The organism is Leptolyngbya iicbica LK (genome assembly GCF_004212215.1).
GTDB lineage: Bacteria > Cyanobacteriota > Cyanobacteriia > Phormidesmidales > Phormidesmidaceae > Halomicronema > Halomicronema iicbica.
Window position 1 is genome coordinate 1,453,074 of the sequence record NZ_QVFV01000002.1, and the last position, 24,149, is coordinate 1,477,222.

Sequence of the window (24,149 nt, forward strand, 5' to 3'; positions counted from 1 at the left end):
ACAACTCAGTGCCAGGATTGCTTGCGTTAAAACAAATCATCCTCAGCAATGCTTTTCGGCACATGATGGCGATCGCTAGAACAACTAGAGCCCACCTTAGCCAGAGACCTGAAGAGCGGGCAGCGATCGCCCCAAAATACAGATGTATAAAGGAAGAGCAAGAATCTACGTACGCCAACCATGCTATCGCTTTGGTTCATCATTTAATTGACGCGCAACCAATAAAATCTCCAGGTCAATTCATTGCTTAAGGGGTGCTACTAGCGGCATCAGTCTTAAGCTAAAGTACTAGCGAAATTAGCTCATTTATTAGTTTTCACCTGCGGCGAAATCGAGCAGGATTGAACAGTATGATTCGAGGTTTCTTGCCATATTCGCCCAACTCAGTTTGTGGGCACTTCTTGAGTTTCTACTAGAGGATGAAAGTGCACTCTGGGTTGTCGGCCACACGCTCTTAAGATAATGGATAGGCGCAACATGATCCCCACATCAAGGGTGAATCGACAATAATCTGGGAGGTGCTTGCTTTAACTGCCGCCTTGCTGCTGACAGCCAAAAGTCCGCCACCAATACTAAGCCAGATGTCTGAGCGAGCGATGAATTGTGAAACTGCAAAATCAAGCTCTTGCCGACAAAGGTTGGAAATGCATTTATGGTTTTGACAATGCACCATAGGCTTCAAAATAGGATGCCTACAGGCCAAGTAAAACACCGCGACGTTTCGAACACGACGACCCAATAACCTCTCCTCGCCAAAAACTTGCCTAACAGCTTTTAGCAGCAGGCCAGCCAACAACAGGGAGTTGGCAATGCTAAAATCACAACTTGCGAAATCAAATTCAAGCTATTCAGCGATCGCCGATATTTGGGACCAAGTCAAGCAAAAGCTGTTTCGAAGCCAAGCCGCTCTGAGTTTGTCAGTATCCACACGAGTGGACACTTTTTAGACAGGCTAGTCGTCTTAGGCATTAAGTGGTGATTACGCACACAATATCAAAGCAAAAGATTTGGGGAGTTTTTTATGTCATCTAAGCGCTGGCTACGTCAAAGTTTGTTGGGGCTGTTGGCCGCTTCTGGCTTAGCGATCGCAGGCGGTAACGCGATCGCTCAGACTACAGAAGGCTTCACAATTTTTGGCGGAGTCGATGCTCAGTATCGACTCGGCTACTTTATCGACAACAATGAGCGCCGTAGTGACGATGCTCGCTACTATCTCCGAGTCTCCGGACGTAAAGTTTCCAACGAGATATTGGAGCTGTTCATTAGCTACCCACAAGAGTTTGAAGACGAAGGCGGTCACTTTGATCGAGCCCGCATTGAGCTCCGCGAAGGCACCGGCCGGGGCGGAGCAACCATCGACGTCGATGAAGTGATCATTGACACAGAAAACAACGTGTTTGAAATCTACCCATCTGAACCGCTTCAGCCCAACAGCAGTTTTGTGGTGGTGCTGCACGATGTCCGGAATCCTAACCGATACGGCAACCGCTTCTTTTTCTTGGATGCCCTTTATCAAGGTGCTCCACTCCAAGAGTTTATTGGTGTCTGGCCGATGGAAGTCGCCGCCGAATAGTTTTGTTTTGGGACCGTGCCCCAAACAAAACTGTGCCAAAACGATTGCCTATTGAGAGCGATTACTCACTGTCTTAGAGCTTCCTACTGTCAGAAACCAAGGGAACTGGGGTGACGGCAACCGTGCCAACAGCCTCTTCCGTCACCCCCAGTTTTAGTGTTATTATTCGAAACTGCGCCTTAATCAGGCTAGCAGTTTGCTTTAGCCGCTCACTAAATCGCCAACTGGTCGCCGATTCTCAAGTAACTTGGGGTTTTGGTTGTTAGCTGCGATGAATATAGTCTCGACGAAGTTCAAAGTTTCGTTGGACGGAGCATCAACTTAGTCCGGCCGATGATGATTGCATAAATGGCGCTGCACTAGATGACTGAAAGGGAAGGGTATCAACAATGACCAAGAGAACACTAGGCGGAACTAACCGTAAGCAAAAGAGAACATCTGGCTTTCGGGCCAGAATGCGAACGGCGACAGGTCGTCGCGTAATTCGCACTCGGCGGCGACGGGGGCGCGCACGCTTGGCCGTATAAGTCGGCGTCAAAGTGTCAAGCCTGAGGCTACTACTTAGATTCAGCTTAGGAGTACAACTGACAGCGTCAAACAGACTTGCAAGTCATGGATATAAGCGCGAATGGCTTTACCTAAGCGGTATCGATTGACGAGTTCCAAAGAATTTTCGCAAGTTTACAAAGCCGGTCGACAAGCTTCCACCAGTCATCTTGTGGTCAAGTGTATTGAGTCACCACGGGAGCATCCTAACTCTGGCTGCTCCCGTTTTGGTATCACTATCAGTCATAAGGTGAGTAAGCGGGCGGTTGTGCGTAATCGTCTCAAGCGACAAGTCAGGGCAGCCTTGCAGGCTCTCATGCCTCGGCTACACGATAATCTTTGGGTCGTTATTGTTCTGCGCAGTAGTGCCATTGAGTGCGACTATTGGCAAATTCTGCAAGAATTAGAGAAGCTATTTACAAAACTAGAGGTATGCGATGGGTATTAAAGAGGAGGTTTACTACGAAGGTGGTCCCCACATTGGTGACCTGATCATCAACGTTTTGCTTGCCTTTACCCTGGTATGCATTCCCCTGACAGTTGGCGCTATTGTCCGAGCGCTCTGGTTGCGATATCGCATCACCAACCGCCGCATCTCGATTACCAGTGGCTGGATGGGACGCACTCGTTCTGACATCATTTATTCGGAAATCAAGAAGGTTGTGACTGTGCCCCGTGGCCTAGGCTTGTGGGGCGATATGGTAGTGACGCTGAAAGATGGCAGTAAGTTAGAAATGCGGGCAGTCCCGAATTTCCGTGAAACCTACGACTATATCTCTGCCAAGCTTTCCACTAAGGCTAAGGCTGTCAGTGGTGCCATTGGTAGCTAAGCAATCTGTCATATTCTCTTTGGTGACGTGGGGATAACCGAAACTCGACGTTAGGGTCAACGGGAAAAAGTTTTTGCCATCTTGGTAATTGGGTTTCAGATAGGCTGTTGGAGCGCTACGCTAGTAACGGCTCATGGAACTCAGAGTTTTAGTCATTGAGCAGGCCTATAGAGGTAGAGCACGAATGGATTTTGGAATTGGTTTTCTGTCCAACAACATCATGTTGCCAATCCTGGACTTTTTTTACGGAGTTGTGCCGAGCTATGGACTCGCGATCGTAGCTCTGACGTTGGTCATTCGATTTGCGCTCTACCCATTGAATGCTGGCTCAATTCGCAACATGAGGCGAATGAAAGTCGCTCAGCCAGTCATGCAGAAGCGGGTAAAGGAGATCCAAGAACGCTACAAAGAGGATCCACCTAAGCTGCAAGAAGAGATGAGCAAGGTTTACAAGGAGTTTGGCAATCCCTTAGCGGGCTGCTTTCCGGTCTTGTTACAGATGCCAATTCTCTTCGCTTTGTTTGCGACTCTACGGGGATCGCCATTTGCGGATGTCGCTTATCCAGTGAATCTGCAAATTTTGCCTTCGGAAAAAGTCGAACAGATCCAGCCTCAAGCATTTTCGACTTCCCAAAAGAGCATTTATGTCACCGACGGTGTGCATTTCCCGATGTCGGTTGTGATTCCAGGGGGCAACCGTCTGGCTGTTGGTGAGAAGACTGACTTTCGCATCCAAGACGAGCAGGGTGAAACACTTGAACAACTGGTGACTGAGTATGATAAGGCTGATGCTTTGCAGCCTTATCTGGAAGTTACCAAGGGGCAGGAGCTAGTCAACATTGATGAGGCTGGCAATATCGAAGCGATCGCGCCTGGCGATGTTACGCTCCAGGTGAAAGTGCCTGGTTTAGCTGCAAATAAGGGCTTTTTGTTCATCGAAGCCTTAGGTCGAGTGGGTGTGCGTGGCGACGATGGCGCAATTCACTGGGACATCTTGTTAATGGTGTTGACGTTTGGCGTTAGCTTGTATGTCAACCAATTATTGTCTGGTCAAGGTGGTGCTAGTAGCGATAATCCTCAACAAGCTGCAATAAATAAGTTCACGCCAATTATCTTCTCTGGGATGTTCTTGTTCTTCCCTTTGCCAGCCGGGGTTTTGATGTACATGGTAATTGCTAACATTTTCCAGACTCTGCAGAGCTTTATCCTGTCTAAGGAGCCGCTACCGGAAAATCTACAGAAAATCGTAGATTCTCAAGCTGCTAGTGAGTCCGGTGATGATAGCCGTCAGACATTACCGTTTGAGCCGAGTCGCTCCAAAAAGAAGAAGAAGGCATCGTAAGCAGCTATGGAAAGTCCAGAAAAGTTAGGAATTGAGTGGCTGGAAACATTGCTCAGCCACCAAGGAATAGCCACTAAGGTTGAAGCTAGTTTGGCCGAAGATGAGTTTGGGGCAAGCTGCTGGCTAACAATTCAAGCAGATGACCTGTCTGAAGAAGAAGTGACGACTCTGATTGGGGATCAGGGACATTCTTTGGATGCCATTCAATACTTGGCAAATACGACTTTAAATTTGGGGCGATTGCCGGACGAACAGCAGCCCTACACGATTGAATTAGCCGGGCATCGAGCTAAGCGTAAGGCTGAGTTAATTGCGTTAGCAACTGAAGCGGCTGATACCGCTCAATCGACCGGGGAAGAATTCGAAATCAAAGCTTTATCGTCCGCTGAGCGGCGGCAGCTACACCACTTTTTGGGAACTTACGAAGGTCTAGAAACGTTTAGTCGCGGGCGAGAGCCCGACCGTCGGTTGGTGGTTCGCCAAGCAACCGACGCAGAGTCAACCTAAGCGATCCCTTGGTCGAGTTCTGAGTTGAGTTCGGGAGTCAAGCAATGCAGTCCATTTATATTCCGCATCTCCTTAATGCAACTGACCGAACCCGCTTTCTCCAGTTTGAAACGACGTTTGATAACTTGGCGACGTTGACTCCAGTGCGAGCAGAAGTTTCTGTGCGTCATGGCACCACATTCATTGAGGTGCGAGGCACGGCCTCTACCATTGTGACGTTGACGTGCGATCGCTGCTTGCAGCAATACAACCATCGCGTGGCACTTGGTGCGGAAGAAATTATTTGGCTGGATGAAGCGGCTGGGGCAGGCGAAGGCTTACCTTTAGAACAAGAAGTGAGCGCTGAAGACCTGGTCGAAAGCCTCTCTCCTAATGGTCATTTTGATCCGGAAACCTGGATTTACGAGCAAATTTGTTTGCATTTGCCTCAGCGACAGATTTGTGATCAAAGCTGCCAAGGACTTCAGGTAGAAGCTGCAGAGTCTAATCCTCCGTTAACTGATGGGCGCTGGTCAGCCCTAGAGGCTTTAAAGCAGCAGTTGGCAGGTGACGAGTATCAGGCCAATTAGTCGATTAATCAAAATGCTATTTGGCGAGTGTGGGTAACGGGGGCACTAATTGAAGATGAGTTTCCAAGAAGAACTCCTGTTATTGTTGCGGGCACGATATCCCGTCATCTACATCGCCACCTTAGAGGAAGAGCGAGTCGAGCAGGCGATCGCAGCCTGCACAAAGCCACTCAACAACCGTAGCGTTTATGTTTGGGATTTTGTCGACGGCTATCAGGGCAATCCAAACGACGCTGGGGTTGCCCGACGCAATCCCTTACAGGCGTTAGAGCACATCGAAAAGCTACCAGAATCCGTGGCGGCACTTTTTGTGTTGCGAGACTACCATCGTTTCCTTGAAGATGTTGCTATTTCTCGTAAATTGCGCAACCTGGCTCGGCGATTAAAGTCGCAAGCAAAGAATATCTTGCTGCTCGCGCCGCAGGTACAGATTCCCGATGACCTCGCCGAAACGGTGACCGTCCTGGAATTTGCCTTGCCTGGTGTGGAAGATATTCATGCCGAAGTCACGCGGCTATTGAGTAGTCTTAATGTGCAACTTTCCCCGAGCGATTTAGATGCCCTGGTGCAGTCTTGCCAGGGTTTATCGATCGAGCGTATTCGGCGGGTCTTGGCTCGGGGCATTGCGGCTCACGGCACCTTTCGGCCTGACGACATTGATTTAGTGCTGGAAGAAAAGCGCCAGACCATTCGCCAGACCCAAATTCTCGACTTTTATCCAGCCAAAGAACAGATTTCCGAAATTGGTGGTTTGGATAACCTCAAAGACTGGCTACTGCGACGAGGCAATTCTTTTTCCGAAAAAGCGCGACAGTATGGCTTGCCTTACCCTCGGGGGCTGCTGCTGGTAGGCATCCAGGGGACGGGGAAATCATTGACGGCGAAGGCGATCGCCCATCACTGGCACTTACCTCTGTTGCGGCTCGATGTCGGTCGGCTGTTTGCGGGTCTGATTGGCGAGTCGGAGTCTCGCACCCGGCAGATGGTGCAACTCTCAGAAGCGCTGGCTCCCTGTATTTTGTGGATTGATGAAATCGACAAGGCGTTTGCTGGCGTGGATGGTCGAGGCGATTCGGGAACGAGTAGCCGCGTCTTTGGCACATTTATTACTTGGATGGCCGAAAAAACGTCGCCTGTGTTTGTGGTCGCGACTGCCAACAACATTCAGTCTCTGCCACCAGAGTTGCTGCGTCGGGGCCGTTTTGACGAAATTTTCTTTGTGGGATTGCCCACTCAGGAAGAACGCAAAGCGATTTATGAAGTTCACCTGAGCCGCCTGCGGGCCCACAACCTCCAAAGTTATGACCTGGATCGTCTCGCCTATGAAACCCCTAATTTTTCCGGGGCGGAAATCGAGCAAGCGATCGTCGAGGCGATGCACATAGGGTTTAGTCAAGATCGCGATTTTACGACTGAAGACATTTTGGAAGCGGCGAGTCAAATTGTGCCCCTCGCTCGCACCGCTCAGGAACAGGTAGATGCTCTACAAGCCTGGGCCGCATCGGGAAAAGCGAGACTGGCGTCGCGGAGTTCGTTGAGCGATCGCCTTAAGCAGCGCATGGGGCCAGACTAAGCGACAGAGCAGGTTGACAGTCTACTCAAACTCCCAGGACAGCAGACTCACATCAATCCAGCAATTGGCTGACAGAAATGGTGCGGTCGGGAAAGGCGAGAGGGGAAATCGTGCCAGCGGTTAGGATGGTTACTGATGAGTACTGATTTTGCTGGGGATGCCGCATCACCAGCAGTTCCATCTTTTTCAGATTGACAACCCAATACTCGGGGATCCCCGCCGCTGCATAGACTTGAGCTTTGGGGTCGGTATCTTTTTTGAAGCTGGTATTGGCATACTCAATTAGCCAAAAAATATTTTCTGGGTAAGGATGACGGGTACGATAGATGCCTCGTAGGGGTTCGACGATCGCGATATCCGGTTCTGGTTCCGAGTGGGTGGTCGATAGCGTGATGGGCTTCGCTTCTCTGACAAGGGCGCGCGACCCTAAAATGGCCCGCAAGTAATCAGCGGCATCGGTACTGATCTGGGCATGTTCTGGCCCTTCGGGTGCCATTTCAACAATTTCTCCGTTCAACAGTTCGACCGGCTGATCATCGAGAATACCAGCGGCAATCATTTGGTGATATTGCTCTAGGGTCCATTTGGCGAGGGTGACTGAGGGGGACATGCTTGAGCCTTGTGCTAGCCAAAACTTGTTGGATTTTAGTTTAGCGTCTTGCTTCAAGCGGCGGCGTTTGCAGCGACAATTGGCGACGGGTTAAGGCGTCGAGCAACTGGGAGGTCGTGACGGCTTGTTCGACGGGATAGACACCGGGTTGGGCGAGTTCTCCAGACAGTAGCAATTCGGCGATGTACCCGGCTCCGATGCCCGCAGCGATCGCGGCACTGTCATGCACAAAAGCACTGTGATGGTGAACCGTTTCCCCGGCTTGGGTGCCTTGGATATCGCAACGAATCGCGACGCCCGTGCCGGTGAAGCGATCGCTCACCTCTGTCATCCAATAACTGATCCGCGCCAAAAACTCGACGGTGTTGGGATGTTGCAACACTGACTTGGGTAAGCCGTGAGCCGTGAGCCAAGTAGCACGATTATAGAAATCTGGCACCACACCGAACTTGGTTATGACTGTTTGCAGCGGAAATGAATTCGCCAAAGTCATGGCTTCGGGCATGTCGTACCAATACACATAGGCATCGCCGTAGGGTGAGGGAAAGGTCAGTTTTTCGCGAGCGGTGTAAGGCTTGACCGTCTGCCACTGACCATCTAGCCAAGCATCGAAGGGATGCTGTAGCCCCAAAAAGGTGGTGCGCATGACCGTGACGCCTGCGCCTCCTGACCCAGCCACGATATAGCTCAATTGCACCGCATCGGCTTGATCCAGCGCTTCTACCCCTTGCCGCACCAGGCTGTTAGAGATACCGGGAAAGACGCCTGTATTAACGATCGCGGTGACTCCCGCCGTTTGCGCCGCCGCCGTTAAAGCCAACGCCTGACGGGTAAAGCCCCGATAGTCGCTCACGTCCAAATAATTGCCCCCTTGCTCAATGCAGGTTTGCAGAACCTGGGTGTCGCGTTGGTGAAATGGCCCGGCAGCGTGAACAACCAAATCTGCCGTCGCGATCGCCGCTCTCAGCTTATCTTTCTCAGTCAGATCGAGAGGCAAAAACTGCGATCGCGGCCCCAAAGCCTGCGCCGCTTGCTGCCCTCGCTGAGGGTGACGCCCCGTGAGCACGACTTCGGCATCAGTGTGGGCCAGCAGATCTTGGGCGATGCTGCTACCAATGCGCCCGGTGCCACCCACAATCAATACTTTGGTCATTTGTTGATGCTAGTTGCTGGCTGACTGCTTTCGCATCGTATCAGGCCAACCAGCCCAATTTCAGCGAGTCATGGAGGGCCGGGCGAATGGCTGAAAGTCAGACCATTGAGCTTCGACCAAATCGCGGAACTGCTGACGAAACTGCTGTTCGGAAAACTGTTCAGCATGTTGACGAATCACTGTCGCTGGGGTCGCTATTGGCGCTTGCTCAAATTGGCGGACGGCTTGCACGAGCGACTCGACCGTTTGGTCAGAAAACAGCAGTCCCGTTTTGCCAGGAATGACCGTCTCGGTCGCGCCCCCGCGCCCATAGGCGATCGCGGGCGCACCGGCAGCTTGAGCTTCCACCAGGGTGATGCCAAAATCTTCTTCAGCGGGAAAGATGAAGGCTTTGCAGCGCTCCATGTAGTCCACCACTGCGGCATCGGCTTGATAGCCAAGAAACTGAATGTTGGGTCGGGCGATTTTTTCTAACTGCGATCGCTGGTCGCCATCACCAATCACCACCAGGGGCAACCCCAATTCATTAAAGGCGGCAATCGTCAGATCGACCCGTTTGTAGGGCACAAACCGGGAGACAGTGAGGTAGAAATCGGCGCGGGGGCGATCGCACCGAAATCGGTCCACCGCAACGGGGGGATAAATGACCTGGGCGGGTCGCCGATAGGTCTTGTGAATACGGCGAGCGATGAACTGGGAGTTGGCCACAAAGGCATCGACCCGATTTGCGGTGGCGACATCCCAAAGCCGCAGGTAATGGAAGATCAGGCGGGTCAATAATCCCTTCAAACCTCGCTTGAGTCCTGCCTGCTCCAGATACTGCCACTGCAAATCCCAGGCATAGCGAATGGGCGTGTGAACGTAGCTGATGTGGAGCTGGTCGGCGCGGGTGATGACGCCTTTCGTCATCGCGTGATGGCTAGAGATGATGAGGTCGTAGTCTGTCAGGTCGAATTGCTCGATCGCGATCGGCATCAGCGGCAAATACTGGCGAAAGTGCTTGCGGGCTCCTGGCAGCTTTTGAATGAAGGAGGTGATCACCGATTTGTGCTGAATGAACGCTCGCTCGTCAGGCTCCAAAAAATCCACCAGACTATACAAATCGGCCTCGGGATAGAGCTGCAATATCTGCTCGACCACCCGCTCTGACCCGGCATAGGTCGCCAACCATTCGTGGACGATCGCGATTCTCATAACCTGCCTATTTCCCGTAAAGCGGCGCATCATCACCTCGCGCCGTCTCAGGGTAGCATTCTGCCACGGCGCTCCCGCATTTCCGACTTGGTGCATCCCCCCGGAGCCCGTTTCAGGCCCGCGTCAATTTGTCCCATTCCTAGCCCTCACAAGGATTCCAGCAACGTGATAGAGTTTGTTGCAAAAGGCAATTCGTCCTCAGGTTCAGGCAATCACACCGCAACCAAATTTGGCACAGTGAGGCAGTCAGCGTGACGCAAACTAAGGTTCCCATTCTCGACCTAAAGCCGCAGTATCAGGCCATTCAGGCAGAAATCAAGGCGGCGGTCGATCGCGTCTTGACCTCGGGACAATTCATCTTAGGGCCAGAGGTGCAGCAGTTTGAAACCGATGCGGCTCGCCATTTGGGGGTGCAGCACGCGATCGGGGTGAATTCTGGCACCGATGCTTTAGTGATTGGACTGCGAGCAGCGGGCATTGGACCCGGGGACGAGGTAATCACGACCCCGTTTAGTTTTTTTGCCACGGCAGAATCCATCAGCATGATTGGGGCTAAGCCCATCTTTGTGGATATCGAGGCCGCTTCGTTTAACCTGAATGCGGCGCAGATTCGCGCGGCCATTACCGCGAAAACGAAGGCGATTTTGCCGGTTCACTTGTTTGGCAATCCCGCGCCGATGGCCCAGATTCTAGAAATCGCTGCCGAGCATGGTCTCAAGGTGATTGAAGATTGTGCCCAGTCCTTTGGCGCCGTCTACAAGGGCGACTGCATCGGCTGCGAGCAAGGCTGTCAGGATGCCATACGCGATCGCATCACTGGGCAATTCACTGGCGCAATGGGGGATGTGGGGGCGTTCTCGTTCTTTCCCACCAAAAATTTGGGAGCCTATGGCGATGGCGGCCTGATCACCACGAATGATGACGCGATCGCTGAAATGGCCCGTAAGTTGCGCGTCCACGGTGCCTTGAAGCGGTATCACAACGAAATTTTGGGCTATAACTCGCGGCTGGATGCGATGCAGGCGGCGATTTTGGGGGTGAAGCTCGCTTACGTCAGCCAGTGGAACCAGCAACGCCGTCAAGTTGCCGCAACCTACAACCGCCTATTGGCAACGGTGCCGGGGGTGGTGACGCCAATGGTGACTGCCGGGCACGTGTTTCACCAGTACACTGTGCGTGTTTTAGACGGCAAACGGGATGCGGTGCAGCAATATTTGGCGGAGCAGGGCATTGGGGCCATGGTGTATTATCCGATTCCCCAAGACCGCTTACCCGTTTATGACGGCCAGTTTCCCACCTATCCGGTGAGTGAGCAGGTGGCCTCAGAAGTGCTGAGCTTACCCATTTGGCCCGAGATTGAAGCGCCCGTACAAGAGCGCGTGGTGGCGACCCTGAAAGACGCGATCGCTGCCGCTTGAGTCGCCTCTCTTAACGAGTTTTGAGTAACAGACGGAAGCGACAAATGTAGGAAATTGCGGCTACCGCTAGGCCTAAGTACGCACCCATCCAAATCCCGACGCCGCCGAGCGGGGTGTGAAAGCCCAACCAGTAGCCTGCCACCATGCCGACTCCCCAGTAGGCAACAAAACTCAGCACCATCGGTACGCGGGTATCTTGTAAGCCTTGCAAGACACCGTTAGCCGTGCGCTGCACGCCATCCACCACTTGCCCAAACCCGGCTACCGTCAGCATGGCAATCCCCGCCTGCAAGACTGGCTGGTTAGCCGGATCATGCACATCTAGATAAACGCTGATGAGCGGGGTCGGAAACAAGACAAACACCACGCCAAAGACAAACATAACGGCCACCGTCAGGCTCATGCTGACCATTGCAGCCCGCCGCACCCCCGGCCAGTCGCCGCGCCCATACCACTGCCCGACCCGCGCCGTCGCCGCGTAGGACATGCCCAAGGGCAACATAAACACCACCACCACCGTTTGCAGGGCCAACTGCTGGGCCGCCAACACGTGAGTCCCGATCGCCCCTACCATCAACGTCATCACGGTGAACAGACCATTTTCTAAAATCGTGACCACGCCGATAGGCAAACCCAACACCAGCAACTGTTTTAAGGTTGCAGGCCGCAGCCGTAAGACGCGCTCAAATAACCGATAGGGCTGCAAACAACCGTCACGGTGATACGCCACATAGCCCAACAGCCCCAGGCACATCAGCCCGTGAGCTAGCGCACTCGACCAAGCCAACCCGGCCAGCCCCATCGCTGGAAACCCCAGTTTGCCAAAGGCGAGCACATAGTTGCCTAACACATTCAACACATTGGCGCTCACCATCATGACGAAAATAGGACGGGTACGCCCGATCGCCGTCACCGTGCAGCGCAGTACCGCAAACCAGAGGGCAGGCAACAATCCCCAGCGAATGATGCTGAGGTACTCATCAGTCAGGGCAATCACTTCGGGCGCTTGGCCGAGCGATCGCATCATCTCACCCAAGTCGCCCATCAGAGGCATCATCGGCAGCGCAATTAACAGGGCCAGCCAGAGTCCCTGCCGGGTAACTTGCCCGACTTGTCGCGGCTCTTGAGCCCCAAAGGCTTGCGCCGCCAGCGGACTCACACTCGACACGATGCCAATGCCCGTCATCAGAGTCGCCATAAATATCATGACGGCTAGCCCACCAGCAGCCAACGAGGCTTGACCGAGTCGCCCCATCATCAGCGTATCGACAAAGCCCGTCAGCGCTTGCGCCACCTGTGCACTGGCCAGCGGCAGCGCCAAGTTCAAAAATTCCCGAATTTCGACGCGGGTTTCAGAGGAGAGAACAAATGCTTTCATATCCACAACTTACACTTTCCGTCAGCGCCTTGTTTTGAGGCTCAGAGCGGGATGACAGCGATCGCCGTAAACCCAGCACCGCAGTACCCAGGGAACGATCTCTGAAGAAAAATCAATTGAGTGTGCCCTCGCCCTCGTTTTTGGGAGTTATAAGGGGAAACGATCTACTAGCATTTCTATCGGCAACTGCCATCAGTTGATCTAAGGGACTTACCGCTGGATCGGCGATCGCTATCGGCGATTCGCCCAGCCGTCGTCCGTGTCAGGGAACGTTTCGCAACATCATCTGCCATATGTCTTCACCTCAAAATCTGCTGGGGGGGCGTTATCAATTTATCCAAGCCCTCAACGCGCATCCGTCAGGCAGGACCTTCCTGGCAGCAGATGTGCACTATCCAGGGCATCCCAAATGCGTGGTGCGAGAGCTACGCTTGCCAACCCGGAATCCGATGACGCGGCAATTCATTTTGCGGCTGCTCAAGCAAAAAGTCGCCATGTTGGAGGAAATTGGTCAACATCCCCAAGTGCCCGATACCTCGGCCGCGTTTGATGTGGATCAGAGCTTTTTTATCGTTCAAGAATTTATCCCCGGGCAATCACTGTTAGATTTGCTGGCGGCGTCTGAGCCCTGGACGGTGCAGGAAGCGATCGCCTTTCTGCAAGCCATTTTGCCGGTGCTACATTTTGCCCAAGACCACGGAGTCATCCACAGCAATCTCAAGCCTTCGAAATTGATTCGACATCATACCGACAACCAGTGGGTCGTGCTAGATTTTGGCTCCATCAAAAATATTAGTCAGCACATTGCGGGCAAACAAAAAGGCCAAAACGGCACCAACGGCAATGAGCGGCAGAGCTCATCAGTCTATGTCGCCCCCGAGCAATATCAACACCAAACACTCTTTTGTAGTGACCACTACGCCCTTGGCATGATTGTGATTCAGGCGATGACGGGGCGCGACCCGAAGGAGCTACCGCAAGTACAGGCTCCCAACCGCCATGAACAATTGACGGCGATGCTCCGCAGTGTGCCCAAAATGTCTCCAGCCTTTGCCAATCTGCTGCTGCGCATGGTGCACGCCCACCCACAGCGACGCTACCAAAAAGCTGCCGAAATCTTAAACGATTTAGAGGATCTGCTAGACGTTCCGGAGGTCTCAGCCATGCCGCCAGAAAAAGCGGTTGCTGATTCGCCCACTCCGCGTCCCGTTGAGAGCACCCCCACCGACCCACCCTCCGGGCGATCGCGGCGGCCGGGGCTCGTGCCGATATTGGGGGCGGTGGGTGTGGTCGCGTTCATTGGTCTGGCAACCGTGCTAGGACTCAAATTGCCCCAGCGGCTGGCCGCCCAACGCCAGATTGCCCAAGCCGAAGCGATCGCCACCGAAGACCCCGCAGCCGCTATCGCCGCCTATTCTCAAGCGCTAGAGCAATTACCTCAGCAACCTGAAACCCTGGCCGCTCGCAGTCAGCTCTATTTTGAGCAGGGCGATGCCCAAGCGGCTTTGACAGATATTTCTGACGCGATCGCCCAAGCTCCCGACCATCCTGATTACCGCTACAGTCGCGGTAACTTTCGGTTTGCCATGGGCGACATTCAAGGGGCGATCAACGACTACACGCAAGCCCTTGAGCTTGACCCCACCTTGACCAAGGCTTACGTCAATCGGGGCAGCGCCCGCGCCGACTGGGGCGATGACCGAGGCGCGATCAACGACTACACCCAAGCCATTGACCTCGCCACCGACTCCGACACCGCTGCTGCGGCCTATCTCAATCGGTGTTTGTCCTATTCCAACTTAGACGAGCAGGAGTTGGCGCTGAGTGACTGTTCGACCGCGATCAACCAGCGGCCGAGCCATGCCCTGGCCTATCAAAATCGGGGCCTAGTGCGCCGCCGATTGGGCGATTTTCAAGGCTCCTTGCAGGATTACAACATTGCAATTCAGATTGACCCCAATAGTCCCGATCCGTTTTATAACCGGGCGCTGACCCGCCAGGCGCTGAATGATCAGCCCGGTGCAATGGACGATTTGAGTCAAGCGATCGCGATCGACCCCACTTATGTGTTTGCTCGGTACGATCGCGCCCTACTGCATATCGACATGAACAACCCCTCAGCGGCGCTGCAAGATTTGCAAGCGGCGGCGCAACTATGCCTCGACCTGGGCCGCACGGGCTGCTATGAAGATGCCCAATTCCAAATCTCTCAACTGCAAAACGCCGCCGCACCAGAGTCCGATGCCGCAACACTAGAATAACGCCGAGCCCCTGAGACAAACCCGATAAAATAATGGGGCTGTTGTTTTACGCCTCGCCATCATGGTCGCTGCTGCTGCCCCTGCTCGTATTCAGTTTTTGCAAACGCCGACCTCGCAGGCTTGGGTCGAGCAGGCGATCGCCCATCTTGACACCGTCCTCCTCGATCATTCTCACTGTGAGCGCAAAGCAGCGGGCGTCGCGATGAACTTGATGTGCCGCTATCCCTCTAGCGAAAAGCTGGTGCGAGCCTTGACCGCGATCGCCCAAGAAGAACTCAGCCATTTTGAATTGGTGAACCAATGGCTCGAACGGCGGCAGGTGCCCCTACAGCCCTTGCCCGCACCGCCCTATGGCGCTGGCCTCAGCAAACAAGTGCGCCGTGTAGAGCCGGACCGCATGTTGGACTCGCTGTTGGTCGCGGCCCTGATCGAAGCCCGCAGCCATGAGCGCCTGGGATTGTTGGCAGCCCACTGCCCAGAACCGGAACTGGCTCAGTTCTTTCACAGCCTGATGGCCTCTGAAGCGCGTCACTACGGCGCTTACTGGGTACTCGCCACCACCTACTTTGACCGCGCAACGGTCAATGCCCGGCTCACCGAACTCTCCGCGATCGAAAGTGAACTACTGGCCACCCTACACCCAGAACCCCGTATACACAGTTGATCTAGCCACTGCCGGGCACTTTTACCACTAAGGATGAAAGATGTTTCTGCTCAGACATATAGCGTTGCACGGATTGCGTCGTTCATTTCTTTGGCAGAAAAACGAGGGGCTGAGGAAGCAGGATCTGATAAAGTCTCAGGCTAGTTGTGCAAGCATCTTGTCTGCGCCGGGACTGCCGAGACGGCTGTCCAAACTTAGATTCAAGGCCCATGCTTGAAACCTTTGGGCTCTCGGCACCTGACTGCGGATTGCTATGTGAATAAGCACCTGGCAGAAAAAAGCTGACAAGCTCAACGGCAGCGCCAAAGAAGGGTAATGCTCTGATGTGGGAGACTTACAGGCAGATTGGGTATTGAGCGAGCCAGGCTTTCAGCAAACTGTCATTTTCTGGTCATAGTCAGTCGGTATTGTGAATTGACTGTTTGATTTGCCTAGTTCGTTTCGCTCAACCCACGGAGATTGGTTATGAATCGCTTTGCTGTCTGTGCTTTGCTGGTCGGTGGACTTGGCACCGCATTGCTGCTGCCAAATCTGAGCCATGCCCAAACCACCTACACTGGCACCGTTGAGCGGGTATGGGAAGATGGCCTGCGCCTCAACACCGGCGATCGCACCCTGCGAGTCGATACCTGGGATGTCTACGGCGACAACACCCCCAGCAATGTTGCGGTGGGTGATGAGCTGACCATCACCGGCGAATTTGAAGGCCGCGAGTTCGATGCCTTATCCATTACAGGCTCGGGCTCTGACCCGACCAGTGCTGCCGCAACACCGGAAGTGTCGACGGATGCGCCAGCGGCAGATGCCAATTCTCGCCCTGGCCCCAATGCCTACACGGGTACTGTTGAACAGGTCTGGGAAGACGGCTTTCAGCTCAACACGGGCGATCGCACATTCCAGGTGGATGCCTGGGATGTCTATGGCGACAACACCGCCAGTTATGTTGCCGTGGGTGATCGCATCACCATTACCGGCGAATTCGAAGGCGGCGAATTTGATGCCTTTACGGTTCAGCCTGTGCAGTGAAGTGTAGGAACGGGAAGCCGGGTATGAGGGGTATCGGGTGTCGGGTGTCGGTGGGCAGGTAATAATTGGGCAGCACCATTCCCGGCAACCCTAACCTCTGAAACCCAAAACCCATCCCCCTTCAATGCGCATCCTGCTGGTCGAAGACGACCCCGAACAACTCGAACCCTTACAGGCGGCTCTGACCCATGCTGGCCATGTGGTAGATGCGATCGAAGATGGCACCACCGCTCGCTGGCTGATGGGCGAAAAAGAGTACGACCTGCTCATTTTCGACTGGATGCTGCCGGGGGAGGATGGCCTTTCCCTGTGCCAGCATTACCGCCAAGAGGGCAAAGCCGCTCCCGTTCTCATGCTGACTGCCAAAGACACCAGCGCCGATAAGGTCATGGGCCTGGATGCCGGAGCCGACGACTATCTGGTGAAACCTGTAGATTTAGAAGAACTGCTGGCCCGAGTGCGAGCCCTGCGGCGGCGATCGCCCCTCTGGTGTGGCGACCTGCTGCAAGTGGCCGACCTGGTGCTTTACCTGGATACAATGCGAGTGACGCGAGGAGATAATAGCTTGAAGCTCTCCAGCCGCGACTTTCAGCTAATGGAATACCTGCTGCGCCACCCCCATCAGGTATTGACCCACGACCAGATCGAGCAGGCCCTCTGGCAATGGGGCTCAGAGCCCGAAAGTAACGCCGTAGCGGCTCGGGTTAAACGGCTGCGTCAACGCCTGCGAACTTTAAACGCCGACACCTGGATCGAAACGGTCTATGGTGCCGGTTATCGCCTCGCCCCTCCCGCTTCCTGACCTATGGCAAATCTGGCTCGACGACTGTATCAGCCCTGGCAAAACCTGCCGATTCGAGTACGCGGCGCGGTCATTATTGCCATTCCGGTCACCTGCATGTTTACGGCTCTGTCGGCCTTTGCCTGGCTCAAAGCCAGTATGGCTGAAGATGAAACCTGGGTGCAGCATACCCAAGCCGTGCGGTTCGAAACCAAGCGACTGGTCAAGGCCCTGGTGGATGCCGAGACGGGGGTGCGCGGCTACGGTTTGACCCGTCGCGAAGAGTTTTTAGAGCCCTACGAGTGGGCTCAAACCGAAATCCCCAGTGCCCTGAATCGCCTCGAAACCCTGGTCAGCGACAACCCACCCCAGGTCGAACAGGTGCAGGCCATTCGCCAGCTAGCGGACGAAAATCTGGCCATTTTTCAGCAGAAGTTATTCCTCAAGCAAGAACTGCAACTAGTCCAGGGAAAGCCCAATACCCTGGTGCCCGCCGCCGATCTCTACGCCTGGCTGGAGGAGGGCAAAGAGACGATGGACACCGCCAGAGAAGCGATCGATCGCTTCATGGCGGTGGAAGAAGCGCTGCTGGCCGAGCGGATTCAGCACCGCGATCGCTATCAGCAGGTGGCCTGGCTGGCCCTCTGTTTGCTGGTGGTGATTGGCACCCTGGCGGCTCTCTTCGCCCTTCATCTGCTGCACCAGCTCGAGCGAGAACTGGCCGACCGCGCAGACAATCTCAAAACCACCAACCACCGCCTGGAAAACGCCTGCGACCAGCTCCAGCGGTTCACCGCTAACGCCTCCCACGAACTCCGCGCCCCCCTGGCTGCCGTACTTAGCAATGCCCAGGTTGGTCTCATGGCCATAGAAGACTTTGAGCAGGAGTTTCCCGACCCCGACGACCAACCCAGGGGAGTCCGTCCGCGCCTGGAAAATATCGTGAATCTGACCAAAAAGATGAGTACCCTGGTCAGCGAGCTGCTGTTTCTGGCCCGCCAGGAAGGGCTACTGGCCCCAGAAGACCTGCAGACGGTGGATTTAACCAACTTGCTTGCGCAACTGGTCAGCGATTGGCAGACCGAAGCCCAGGTCCATGACCTCCAACTATCGTCAGAACTGCCACCGACAGCCGTTCTGGTAAATGCCGACCCCAATTTACTGCGTCAGGCCATCACGAACCTGCTCAGCAACGCTTGTCGGTACACCCCCGCCGGAGGCCACATCCAGCTGCGGTTGCTGCAGCGGGAACAGCAGGCCTTGATTGAGGTGCAGGATACCGGCATTGGCATTCCCGAGGAGTCACTGCCAATGATTTTTGAGCGATTCTATCGAGTTGACTCTAAGCGAGCCAAAGCCTCTGGCGGGTTGGGGCTGGGGCTGGCCATTGTGCAACAAATCGTGCAGGCTCATCGGGGCCATGTTGATGTGACCAGCCTCCTGGGAGAAGGGTCAACATTTGCCATTTTCCTGCCTCTGGCAATGGTCGAATCAGAACCCATTCAAGCGATCCCCCTGGTGACATCAATTCCAACAATCGACTGAACGTATCTCTACCAATCGAAAGAGACGACCGCCTTTAAACAGGTGTTAACTTTTCCAAAGACTGTATCGAAACGCTTAAAGGTTAGGTTTATGTCAAAGAGTTTTTTCCAAAAGCGGCTAGTGATTGGCCTCGTTGGCTTGGGCGCGATCGCAACCCTCGGAGCTTGTCAGGCTTCGACCACTGATACCGCCGTCGAACCCACCGACGAAGAGATGGCCACCGAAGAGCCAATGGCGATGGAAGAAGAGTCAGGCACCATCGTTGATGTGGCTGCCGGAAACGAAACCTTCAGCACCCTGGTACAAGCGGTTGAAGCGGCCGGCCTGGCTGACACCCTAGCGGCGGAAGGCCCTTACACCGTCTTTGCCCCGACTAATGAAGCTTTTGAAGCTCTGCCCGAAGGCACAGTGGAGCAGCTTCTACAGCCCGAAAACCAGGAAACCCTCACTCAGATTTTGGCTTACCACGTACTGCCCCAAGAAATTCCGGCAGCTGAAGTTGTGTCTGGAGATGTCGATACCGCCGCTGGCACTCCCGTGTCTGTCAATGTGGATGATGCTACTGGCAACGTCTCAGTGAATGAAGCCACAGTAGTGCAGGCCGATGTGCAGGCCAGCAACGGAGTGATTCACGCTATCGACCAGGTGTTGCTGCCTCCCGATGTACAACTCTAGATAAGCCTGAAGCATTTATAAGTGCGAGTCCCCGGAAAATTAACTTCTCTGGGGATTTTTTATTTATTCACTGATTTAAACCAGCTCAACCAGTGGCTAGAACGGCGTCAAATTTCCCTGCGGCACCTACCCACAACGTCCTGTAGAGTCGAGCTTAGTAAACGCATTCGCCGTCAAGAAACGGGGAGAATGTTGGACTCCTGACTCGTAGCTGCGCTGTTCAAAGCCCGTAGTCACGAGCACTAAGAATTGACTGCCGTCCATTGTCCAGCACCAGAGCTGGCCCAGTTTTATTACTGTCTAATGGCTTCAGAAGCGCGTCACTACGGCACTTACTGAGTGCTAGCAACCACCTTTTTGACCGCGAAGCGATCATGCACGATTGGCGGAACCATCCACCGTGAAAAGTGAACTGCTTGCCACCTTGCACCCAGAAACGTGAGTCCATAACTGAGCCTGTCAATACTCTCTTGGTCAAATTGATGACTGAGCCAACAACTGCTGAGGCAGCGCTTGCATCACTCGCTGAAAGAGGGCCGGGTCATCCAACGCCTGAGACACCACGAGCGAGCCTTGAATGGCAATGAGGGCGTCTTCGGCTCGCTGTCGGGCCACCATTGGGTCTATCCCCGCTTCGACCACAACAACAGCGATTGCGGCAATCCACTGCTCAACCGACGCCTTGACTGAGTCGTGAAACAGGTCGCGGCCAGTGCCAGATTGCAAAATGGCCAGCACACAAGGCTGAGTGCCCCCCGCATAAAGCTCATCAATGCGATCGCACATTTTCTGCAGCCGCACTTCTGGACTGCCATCGCCAGCGAGGAGCGCCAGCACATTTGTCTGCACCCACTCACCCGCATAGCCCAGTACCGACTGCACCATTTCATCCTTGCCACCAGGAAAGTGATGATACAAACTCGCCTTCCCCAATCCGGTTGCTTCCGAAATCTTGGAGAGGGTCGCCCCGTCATAACCGTACTGACGAAACAACGAGAACAAACTCGGAACGTAAGTTTCCTTAGGCATTGCGAACACTTTTGGAGGCAGACGTTGACAGTATACCAAACGTTCGGTACAGTTGACTTAGCTTGAACCGATCGTTCGGTCTAAGTATTCCCACTTGATATCCTCTTTTGGAGGTTGCGATGCAACTGACGAAGCAAACCCTTAATCAACGCAATGACCACGTTTACGATGCATTAGTGGTTGGCGGCGGTGCCGCCGGACTCTCCGCTGGCATTTATCTCCAGCGCTATCTGCTCTCCACGCTGATGATTGATAAAGGCAAAGCCCGCTCTTTCTGGATGCAAGAATTGCACAACTACTTAGGATTGCCGCCCGATACCCCCGGCAGAGAAGTGCTCAAGCAAGGCAAAGAGCACTACCTTTCTCTCGAAGGCGACTATCTCAACGCCTATGTGGAAGAGGTGATCGATGAAGGCGAAACGTTGGCGGTGAAAGTGCGCATTGGGCGTCAAAATCCCATCTACAAGGTGTTTCGCACGCGCTATCTAATCGCGGCCAGCGGCATTATTGACCACTTGCCGCAACTGGCTGATATGAAAAACGTGTTCGACTATGCCGGATACAACCTGCATGTTTGTCTCATCTGTGACGGCTACGAGATGCGTGACCAGCGCGTCGGTGTTTTCGGCAGCACCGCGAGCAGCTTGCAAGTCGCGTTTCCTCTCGGTTGGTTCACGCCTCACATCACTTTGTTCACGAACGGGGCCTTTGAGATCGAGGATGAATTACGCGATCGCTTCACCGCAGCCGGTTACACCATCAACGAACAGCCAATCCACCAGTTCTTGGGTGAAAACCACCAAATGTCTGGGGTGGAATTAGCCGATGGTTCCATGGTTGAACTAGATGCTGGTCTCGTCTCCATGGGTTCCAAGTATCACGCCGATTATCTGCAAGGCATCGACCTGGAATATCAGGGCGGCAATCTGGTGACAGATGCCATGAACCGCACCTCACACCCTCGGATCTTTGCTGTCGGCGACCTCAAAGTAGGTATGAACCAGGTGGTAATTGCTGCAGCCGATGGCGCCAACGCTGCCACCCAAATTTGGCGCGATATCCGTCGGGTCGAAGGCAGCCGTCGCAGTCAGAGGGTAGCCTAACAACTTTGAATTTCCCTTGTTCGTTTGTCCCGTTTTCGTTGTAAAGAGGCAATGACCATGGCCATCACCCAAGGCCTTCATCATCTAGGCTTGACCGTTTCCAATATCGATCAAACCCGTGATTTTTTCGTCAATGTTTTGGCATTCAAACAAGTCGGGGCAAAACCCGATTATCCGGCCTACTTCGTGTCAGATGGAACAACGTTGCTGACCCTCTGGCAAGCAAAGGATCCAGAGTCTGCGGTGCCCTTTAATCGCCACACGAATATTGGTTTGCATCACTTTGCGCTCAAAGTTGATGGAGCTGCCACGCTCACGGCTCTGCATGAAAAACTCCAAGCGATCGCAGACGTCACCATTGAATTTGCCCCGGAACCCTTAGGTAACGGCCCCACCCAGCACATGATGTTGATCATTCCCGGTGGCATTCGGATGGAGTTGACCGCTCCAGCGCAGTAGTCCAACTTCTCCCCGTTCATCTATCAAGGAGCCTTGACCATGGCGATTCCTGGCTGGCAACAAGCAGCGTCCCCCTTTCACTCAGGCGAACAAGCGATTCAAGCAAAACTGGGGGCCCGCGATCGCATGGAAGTACTGGGTCGCCGCATGATTCGGGACTTTTTGCCCGAGCAGCATCAGCAGTTCTATGCCCAACTGTCCTACTTTTTAGTGGGGACAGTGGATCGCGAGGGACAGCCTTGGGCCTCAATCTTGGTGGGTGAACCGGGGTTTATTACGGCGACGAGCGATCGCACCCTCCACATTGCCGCACAACCGCTCTTTGGTGATCCGCTGAGCGAGACCCTGACAGTGGGCGCTGACATCGGCTTTCTCGGCATTGAGCTGCACACCCGCCGCCGCAATCGCATCAATGGCATAGTCAGCGCCATCACCAGCGATGGCTTCGAGGTTGCCGTGGGGCAAACCTTTGGCAACTGTCCCAAATATATTCAGGCGCGTCAGTTTGACCTACAAGGGTTTGAGCCAGCGGCTGCCAAACCCCTGCAAACGCTGCGTGCATTAGGTGAAACCGAACGGGCTGCGATCGCCGCCGCGGATACTTTCTTTATCGCGACGGCTTATCTGGATGCGGCTGCCGGCGTCGCCAAAGGGGTTGATGTCTCCCATCGCGGCGGCAAACCGGGCTTTGTTCGCGTCGATGGCGACACTCTGACAGTGCCAGACTTTGCCGGCAACTATCACTTCAATACCTTTGGCAATATCGAAGTGAATCCCCGAGCAGGTTTGCTTTTTATCGATTTTGAAAGTGGCGACCTGCTGTATCTCACAGGCAAGGCCGAAGTCATTTGGGATGGCAATCCCGAAATTGAACGCTATGCCGGGGCTGAGCGGCTGTTCAAATTTCATACGGAGAAAGGTATGCGAGTTCAAGGCAGCTTACCCCTAACCTGGTCACCCGCCGCAGTGTCGCCATTTCTTCAGGAAACGGGGGCTTGGTGATACTGCCTGAGGCCAGAAATTTCCCGAAGCTCCTCACCGTAAGCTGATCACCCCCAGCGTCACAATCAGGATTCGGGGTGCTTGAACTGGCGATAGCGGCGACGGGCCCGGCGGATCAGGGGTAAACCGGCAAAGTAACTAGCCGTCCCAAAGATGGCTCCCATCACCAGGCTGCCTAGCATCAAGGCGACGCCAACATCAGCGCCAGTTTCGAGCCAAGCTTTCATCGATTCGACATCGGTAAACAAGTTGACGACAGGCCGCCCCAAGATCCAACTGCCGAGACGATAGTTAAAGGCGTAAATCGGCAAATAGGTTAGGGGATTGCTAATCCAAGTGCCTGCTGCCGCCATGAGAGGATTGCCCTTGATGCGAAAGGCGATCGCCACCCCCATGATAGTTTGCAGTCCAAACAACGGGAACATTCCCGCAAACACCCCCGCAGCCAAGCCTCGCGCCAATTCCTTGGGATGCCCTCGCAGACGAATAAATTTCAGATAAATATAGCGACTGCGCCGCTTGATCTGTACCCACCAAGAGCGCGATGAGCTTGACGACTGAGGCAAACGGCCAGGGGAAGACACAGCAGATTCATGGGGTAAAGGAGTGATGGGCACTGTGGTTTTCAGCAAATCCAAAGAAAACGTTAACTAGTCACTATTCTAGAAGTTCCCTCAATCAGTTGAGAGCAAGCAGCGAAGTTTCATTTTGCCTTCACAGTTTTTGTAGCGGATGCAGCGGTTTCTCTTCTGGCGGTCAGTAACATCGACAATCAAACAGAGTGATATCAGCGCTGCCACCAAGGCAATACGCCTAGCGTGAAGAAAGACTGGCAAGTTGTCAATTCTGAGACAGATCGATAGCATTGACATAGGTTACAAAAGTTAACACTCTCAAAGCGGTGCGTTTTT

Annotated in this window: 25 protein-coding genes; 19 read left to right on the top strand and 6 right to left on the bottom strand. The window is 54.0% G+C overall.

Going from position 1 to position 24,149, the window contains the following annotated elements; genetic code table 11:
* The first annotated feature begins 1,021 nt into the window (after positions 1 to 1,021).
* The 8 genes from DYY88_RS13420 to DYY88_RS13450 all read left to right on the top strand — a co-directional run bounded on the left by DYY88_RS13420 (position 1,022) and on the right by DYY88_RS13450 (position 6,940).
* A complete protein-coding gene (locus DYY88_RS13420; protein ID WP_052288464.1) occupies positions 1,022 to 1,573 on the top strand; it encodes a DUF2808 domain-containing protein in 552 nt (183 codons plus the stop codon).
* A gap of 389 nt (positions 1,574 to 1,962) precedes the next feature.
* A complete protein-coding gene (gene rpmH / locus DYY88_RS13425) occupies positions 1,963 to 2,100 on the top strand; it encodes a 50S ribosomal protein L34 (protein ID WP_072041333.1) in 138 nt (45 codons plus the stop codon).
* Between the two features lie 101 nt (positions 2,101 to 2,201).
* A complete protein-coding gene (gene rnpA / locus DYY88_RS24190; RefSeq protein ID WP_072041332.1) occupies positions 2,202 to 2,567 on the top strand; it encodes a ribonuclease P protein component in 366 nt (121 codons plus the stop codon).
* Positions 2,557 to 2,949: a PH domain-containing protein gene (locus DYY88_RS24195; RefSeq protein WP_039727427.1), complete on the top strand. Its 393-nt coding sequence runs from the start codon at positions 2,557 to 2,559 to the stop codon at positions 2,947 to 2,949. The genes rnpA and DYY88_RS24195 overlap by 11 nt, the downstream gene beginning before the upstream one ends.
* 184 nt (positions 2,950 to 3,133) lie before the next feature.
* Entirely contained in the window at positions 3,134 to 4,291 is a 1,158-nt protein-coding gene (gene yidC, locus DYY88_RS13435) for a membrane protein insertase YidC (RefSeq protein WP_039729996.1), read from the top strand.
* A gap of 6 nt (positions 4,292 to 4,297) precedes the next feature.
* Complete coding sequence (locus tag DYY88_RS13440) at positions 4,298 to 4,798, top strand: Jag family protein (protein WP_039727426.1); 501 nt, start codon at positions 4,298 to 4,300, stop codon at positions 4,796 to 4,798.
* Positions 4,799 to 4,842: 44 nt separating this feature from the next.
* The gene (locus DYY88_RS13445; protein WP_039727425.1) at positions 4,843 to 5,367 is read left to right on the top strand and encodes a YceD family protein; all 525 of its coding nucleotides are present in this window, start codon (positions 4,843 to 4,845) and stop codon (positions 5,365 to 5,367) included.
* A gap of 55 nt (positions 5,368 to 5,422) precedes the next feature.
* The gene (locus tag DYY88_RS13450) at positions 5,423 to 6,940 is read left to right on the top strand and encodes a Ycf46 family AAA ATPase (RefSeq protein WP_039727424.1); all 1,518 of its coding nucleotides are present in this window, start codon (positions 5,423 to 5,425) and stop codon (positions 6,938 to 6,940) included.
* Between the two features lie 52 nt (positions 6,941 to 6,992).
* On the opposite strand, the gene DYY88_RS13455 is transcribed toward DYY88_RS13450, so the two are convergent.
* Genes DYY88_RS13455 through DYY88_RS13465 form a run of 3 tightly spaced genes read right to left on the bottom strand, consistent with a single transcriptional unit; the run spans position 6,993 to position 9,897 of the window.
* Positions 6,993 to 7,550 (bottom strand): Uma2 family endonuclease, encoded by a 558-nt coding sequence (locus tag DYY88_RS13455; protein WP_039727423.1) that lies wholly within the window; start codon positions 7,548 to 7,550, stop codon positions 6,993 to 6,995.
* Positions 7,551 to 7,590: 40 nt separating this feature from the next.
* Entirely contained in the window at positions 7,591 to 8,703 is a 1,113-nt protein-coding gene (locus tag DYY88_RS13460; RefSeq protein WP_039727422.1) for a saccharopine dehydrogenase family protein, read from the bottom strand.
* A gap of 60 nt (positions 8,704 to 8,763) precedes the next feature.
* Positions 8,764 to 9,897, bottom strand: coding sequence for a glycosyltransferase (locus DYY88_RS13465; protein WP_039727421.1), 1,134 nt, complete (start codon positions 9,895 to 9,897; stop codon positions 8,764 to 8,766).
* Positions 9,898 to 10,148: 251 nt separating this feature from the next.
* Here DYY88_RS13465 and DYY88_RS13470 point away from each other — a divergent pair, with 251 nt between their 5' ends.
* Entirely contained in the window at positions 10,149 to 11,315 is a 1,167-nt protein-coding gene (locus DYY88_RS13470) for a DegT/DnrJ/EryC1/StrS family aminotransferase (RefSeq protein ID WP_039727420.1), read from the top strand.
* Positions 11,316 to 11,325: 10 nt separating this feature from the next.
* On the opposite strand, the gene DYY88_RS13475 is transcribed toward DYY88_RS13470, so the two are convergent.
* Positions 11,326 to 12,693: an MATE family efflux transporter gene (locus tag DYY88_RS13475; protein WP_039727419.1), complete on the bottom strand. Its 1,368-nt coding sequence runs from the start codon at positions 12,691 to 12,693 to the stop codon at positions 11,326 to 11,328.
* 293 nt (positions 12,694 to 12,986) lie between these two features.
* Between DYY88_RS13475 and DYY88_RS13480 the strand changes: the two genes are divergently transcribed.
* From DYY88_RS13480 to miaE, 7 genes are all read left to right on the top strand, one after another.
* The gene (locus DYY88_RS13480) at positions 12,987 to 14,954 is read left to right on the top strand and encodes a protein kinase family protein (protein ID WP_039727418.1); all 1,968 of its coding nucleotides are present in this window, start codon (positions 12,987 to 12,989) and stop codon (positions 14,952 to 14,954) included.
* 61 nt (positions 14,955 to 15,015) lie between these two features.
* Positions 15,016 to 15,618, top strand: coding sequence for a MiaE family protein (locus DYY88_RS13485; RefSeq protein WP_039727417.1), 603 nt, complete (start codon positions 15,016 to 15,018; stop codon positions 15,616 to 15,618).
* Between the two features lie 465 nt (positions 15,619 to 16,083).
* A complete protein-coding gene (locus DYY88_RS24510; protein ID WP_063776182.1) occupies positions 16,084 to 16,644 on the top strand; it encodes a hypothetical protein in 561 nt (186 codons plus the stop codon).
* Between the two features lie 124 nt (positions 16,645 to 16,768).
* Positions 16,769 to 17,446, top strand: a complete 678-nt coding sequence (gene rppA, locus DYY88_RS13495; RefSeq protein WP_039727414.1) for a two-component system response regulator RppA — start codon at positions 16,769 to 16,771, stop codon at positions 17,444 to 17,446.
* Between the two features lie 3 nt (positions 17,447 to 17,449).
* Positions 17,450 to 18,970 (top strand): sensor histidine kinase, encoded by a 1,521-nt coding sequence (locus tag DYY88_RS13500; RefSeq protein WP_044151260.1) that lies wholly within the window; start codon positions 17,450 to 17,452, stop codon positions 18,968 to 18,970.
* A gap of 90 nt (positions 18,971 to 19,060) precedes the next feature.
* Complete coding sequence (locus tag DYY88_RS13505; protein WP_039727413.1) at positions 19,061 to 19,645, top strand: fasciclin domain-containing protein; 585 nt, start codon at positions 19,061 to 19,063, stop codon at positions 19,643 to 19,645.
* Positions 19,646 to 19,894: 249 nt separating this feature from the next.
* A complete protein-coding gene (gene miaE / locus DYY88_RS25095) occupies positions 19,895 to 19,984 on the top strand; it encodes a tRNA isopentenyl-2-thiomethyl-A-37 hydroxylase MiaE (RefSeq protein WP_072041331.1) in 90 nt (29 codons plus the stop codon).
* A 135-nt stretch (positions 19,985 to 20,119) separates the two neighbouring features.
* On the opposite strand, the gene DYY88_RS13515 is transcribed toward miaE, so the two are convergent.
* Positions 20,120 to 20,674, bottom strand: coding sequence for a TetR/AcrR family transcriptional regulator (locus tag DYY88_RS13515; RefSeq protein WP_039727412.1), 555 nt, complete (start codon positions 20,672 to 20,674; stop codon positions 20,120 to 20,122).
* Positions 20,675 to 20,793: 119 nt separating this feature from the next.
* On the opposite strand from DYY88_RS13515, the gene DYY88_RS13520 reads away from it, so the two are divergent.
* The 3 genes from DYY88_RS13520 to DYY88_RS13530 are packed head-to-tail and all read left to right on the top strand — an operon-like array spanning position 20,794 to position 23,238.
* Positions 20,794 to 21,777 (top strand): NAD(P)/FAD-dependent oxidoreductase, encoded by a 984-nt coding sequence (locus tag DYY88_RS13520; protein WP_039727411.1) that lies wholly within the window; start codon positions 20,794 to 20,796, stop codon positions 21,775 to 21,777.
* A 57-nt stretch (positions 21,778 to 21,834) separates the two neighbouring features.
* Positions 21,835 to 22,236 carry a VOC family protein gene (locus tag DYY88_RS13525; protein ID WP_201279018.1) on the top strand — a complete coding sequence of 134 codons (402 nt, stop codon included), beginning with the start codon at positions 21,835 to 21,837 and terminating at the stop codon, positions 22,234 to 22,236.
* Positions 22,237 to 22,275: 39 nt separating this feature from the next.
* Complete coding sequence (locus tag DYY88_RS13530; protein ID WP_039727408.1) at positions 22,276 to 23,238, top strand: pyridoxamine 5'-phosphate oxidase family protein; 963 nt, start codon at positions 22,276 to 22,278, stop codon at positions 23,236 to 23,238.
* Positions 23,239 to 23,303: 65 nt separating this feature from the next.
* Here the strand turns inward: DYY88_RS13530 and DYY88_RS13535 are convergent, their stop codons facing one another.
* Complete coding sequence (locus tag DYY88_RS13535; RefSeq protein WP_044151617.1) at positions 23,304 to 23,822, bottom strand: DUF2062 domain-containing protein; 519 nt, start codon at positions 23,820 to 23,822, stop codon at positions 23,304 to 23,306.
* Positions 23,823 to 24,149 lie beyond the last annotated feature (327 nt).

Coding starts and splice junctions, on each gene's coding strand:
- DYY88_RS13485 (WP_039727417.1), top strand. CDS start 15,016: ATGGTCGCTGCTGCTGCCCCTGCTCGTATTCAGTTTTTGCAAACGCCG.
- DYY88_RS13515 (WP_039727412.1), bottom strand. CDS start 20,674: ATGCCTAAGGAAACTTACGTTCCGAGTTTGTTCTCGTTGTTTCGTCAG.
- DYY88_RS13505 (WP_039727413.1), top strand. CDS start 19,061: ATGTCAAAGAGTTTTTTCCAAAAGCGGCTAGTGATTGGCCTCGTTGGC.
- DYY88_RS24510 (WP_063776182.1), top strand. CDS start 16,084: ATGAATCGCTTTGCTGTCTGTGCTTTGCTGGTCGGTGGACTTGGCACC.
- DYY88_RS24195 (WP_039727427.1), top strand. CDS start 2,557: ATGGGTATTAAAGAGGAGGTTTACTACGAAGGTGGTCCCCACATTGGT.
- DYY88_RS13480 (WP_039727418.1), top strand. CDS start 12,987: ATGTCTTCACCTCAAAATCTGCTGGGGGGGCGTTATCAATTTATCCAA.
- DYY88_RS13420 (WP_052288464.1), top strand. CDS start 1,022: ATGTCATCTAAGCGCTGGCTACGTCAAAGTTTGTTGGGGCTGTTGGCC.
- rnpA (WP_072041332.1), top strand. CDS start 2,202: ATGGCTTTACCTAAGCGGTATCGATTGACGAGTTCCAAAGAATTTTCG.
- DYY88_RS13460 (WP_039727422.1), bottom strand. CDS start 8,703: ATGACCAAAGTATTGATTGTGGGTGGCACCGGGCGCATTGGTAGCAGC.
- DYY88_RS13475 (WP_039727419.1), bottom strand. CDS start 12,693: ATGAAAGCATTTGTTCTCTCCTCTGAAACCCGCGTCGAAATTCGGGAA.
- DYY88_RS13450 (WP_039727424.1), top strand. CDS start 5,423: ATGAGTTTCCAAGAAGAACTCCTGTTATTGTTGCGGGCACGATATCCC.
- DYY88_RS13445 (WP_039727425.1), top strand. CDS start 4,843: ATGCAGTCCATTTATATTCCGCATCTCCTTAATGCAACTGACCGAACC.
- rppA (WP_039727414.1), top strand. CDS start 16,769: ATGCGCATCCTGCTGGTCGAAGACGACCCCGAACAACTCGAACCCTTA.
- DYY88_RS13455 (WP_039727423.1), bottom strand. CDS start 7,550: ATGTCCCCCTCAGTCACCCTCGCCAAATGGACCCTAGAGCAATATCAC.
- DYY88_RS13465 (WP_039727421.1), bottom strand. CDS start 9,897: ATGAGAATCGCGATCGTCCACGAATGGTTGGCGACCTATGCCGGGTCA.
- DYY88_RS13525 (WP_201279018.1), top strand. CDS start 21,835: ATGGCCATCACCCAAGGCCTTCATCATCTAGGCTTGACCGTTTCCAAT.
- DYY88_RS13440 (WP_039727426.1), top strand. CDS start 4,298: ATGGAAAGTCCAGAAAAGTTAGGAATTGAGTGGCTGGAAACATTGCTC.
- DYY88_RS13520 (WP_039727411.1), top strand. CDS start 20,794: ATGCAACTGACGAAGCAAACCCTTAATCAACGCAATGACCACGTTTAC.
- rpmH (WP_072041333.1), top strand. CDS start 1,963: ATGACCAAGAGAACACTAGGCGGAACTAACCGTAAGCAAAAGAGAACA.
- DYY88_RS13530 (WP_039727408.1), top strand. CDS start 22,276: ATGGCGATTCCTGGCTGGCAACAAGCAGCGTCCCCCTTTCACTCAGGC.
- yidC (WP_039729996.1), top strand. CDS start 3,134: ATGGATTTTGGAATTGGTTTTCTGTCCAACAACATCATGTTGCCAATC.
- DYY88_RS13500 (WP_044151260.1), top strand. CDS start 17,450: ATGGCAAATCTGGCTCGACGACTGTATCAGCCCTGGCAAAACCTGCCG.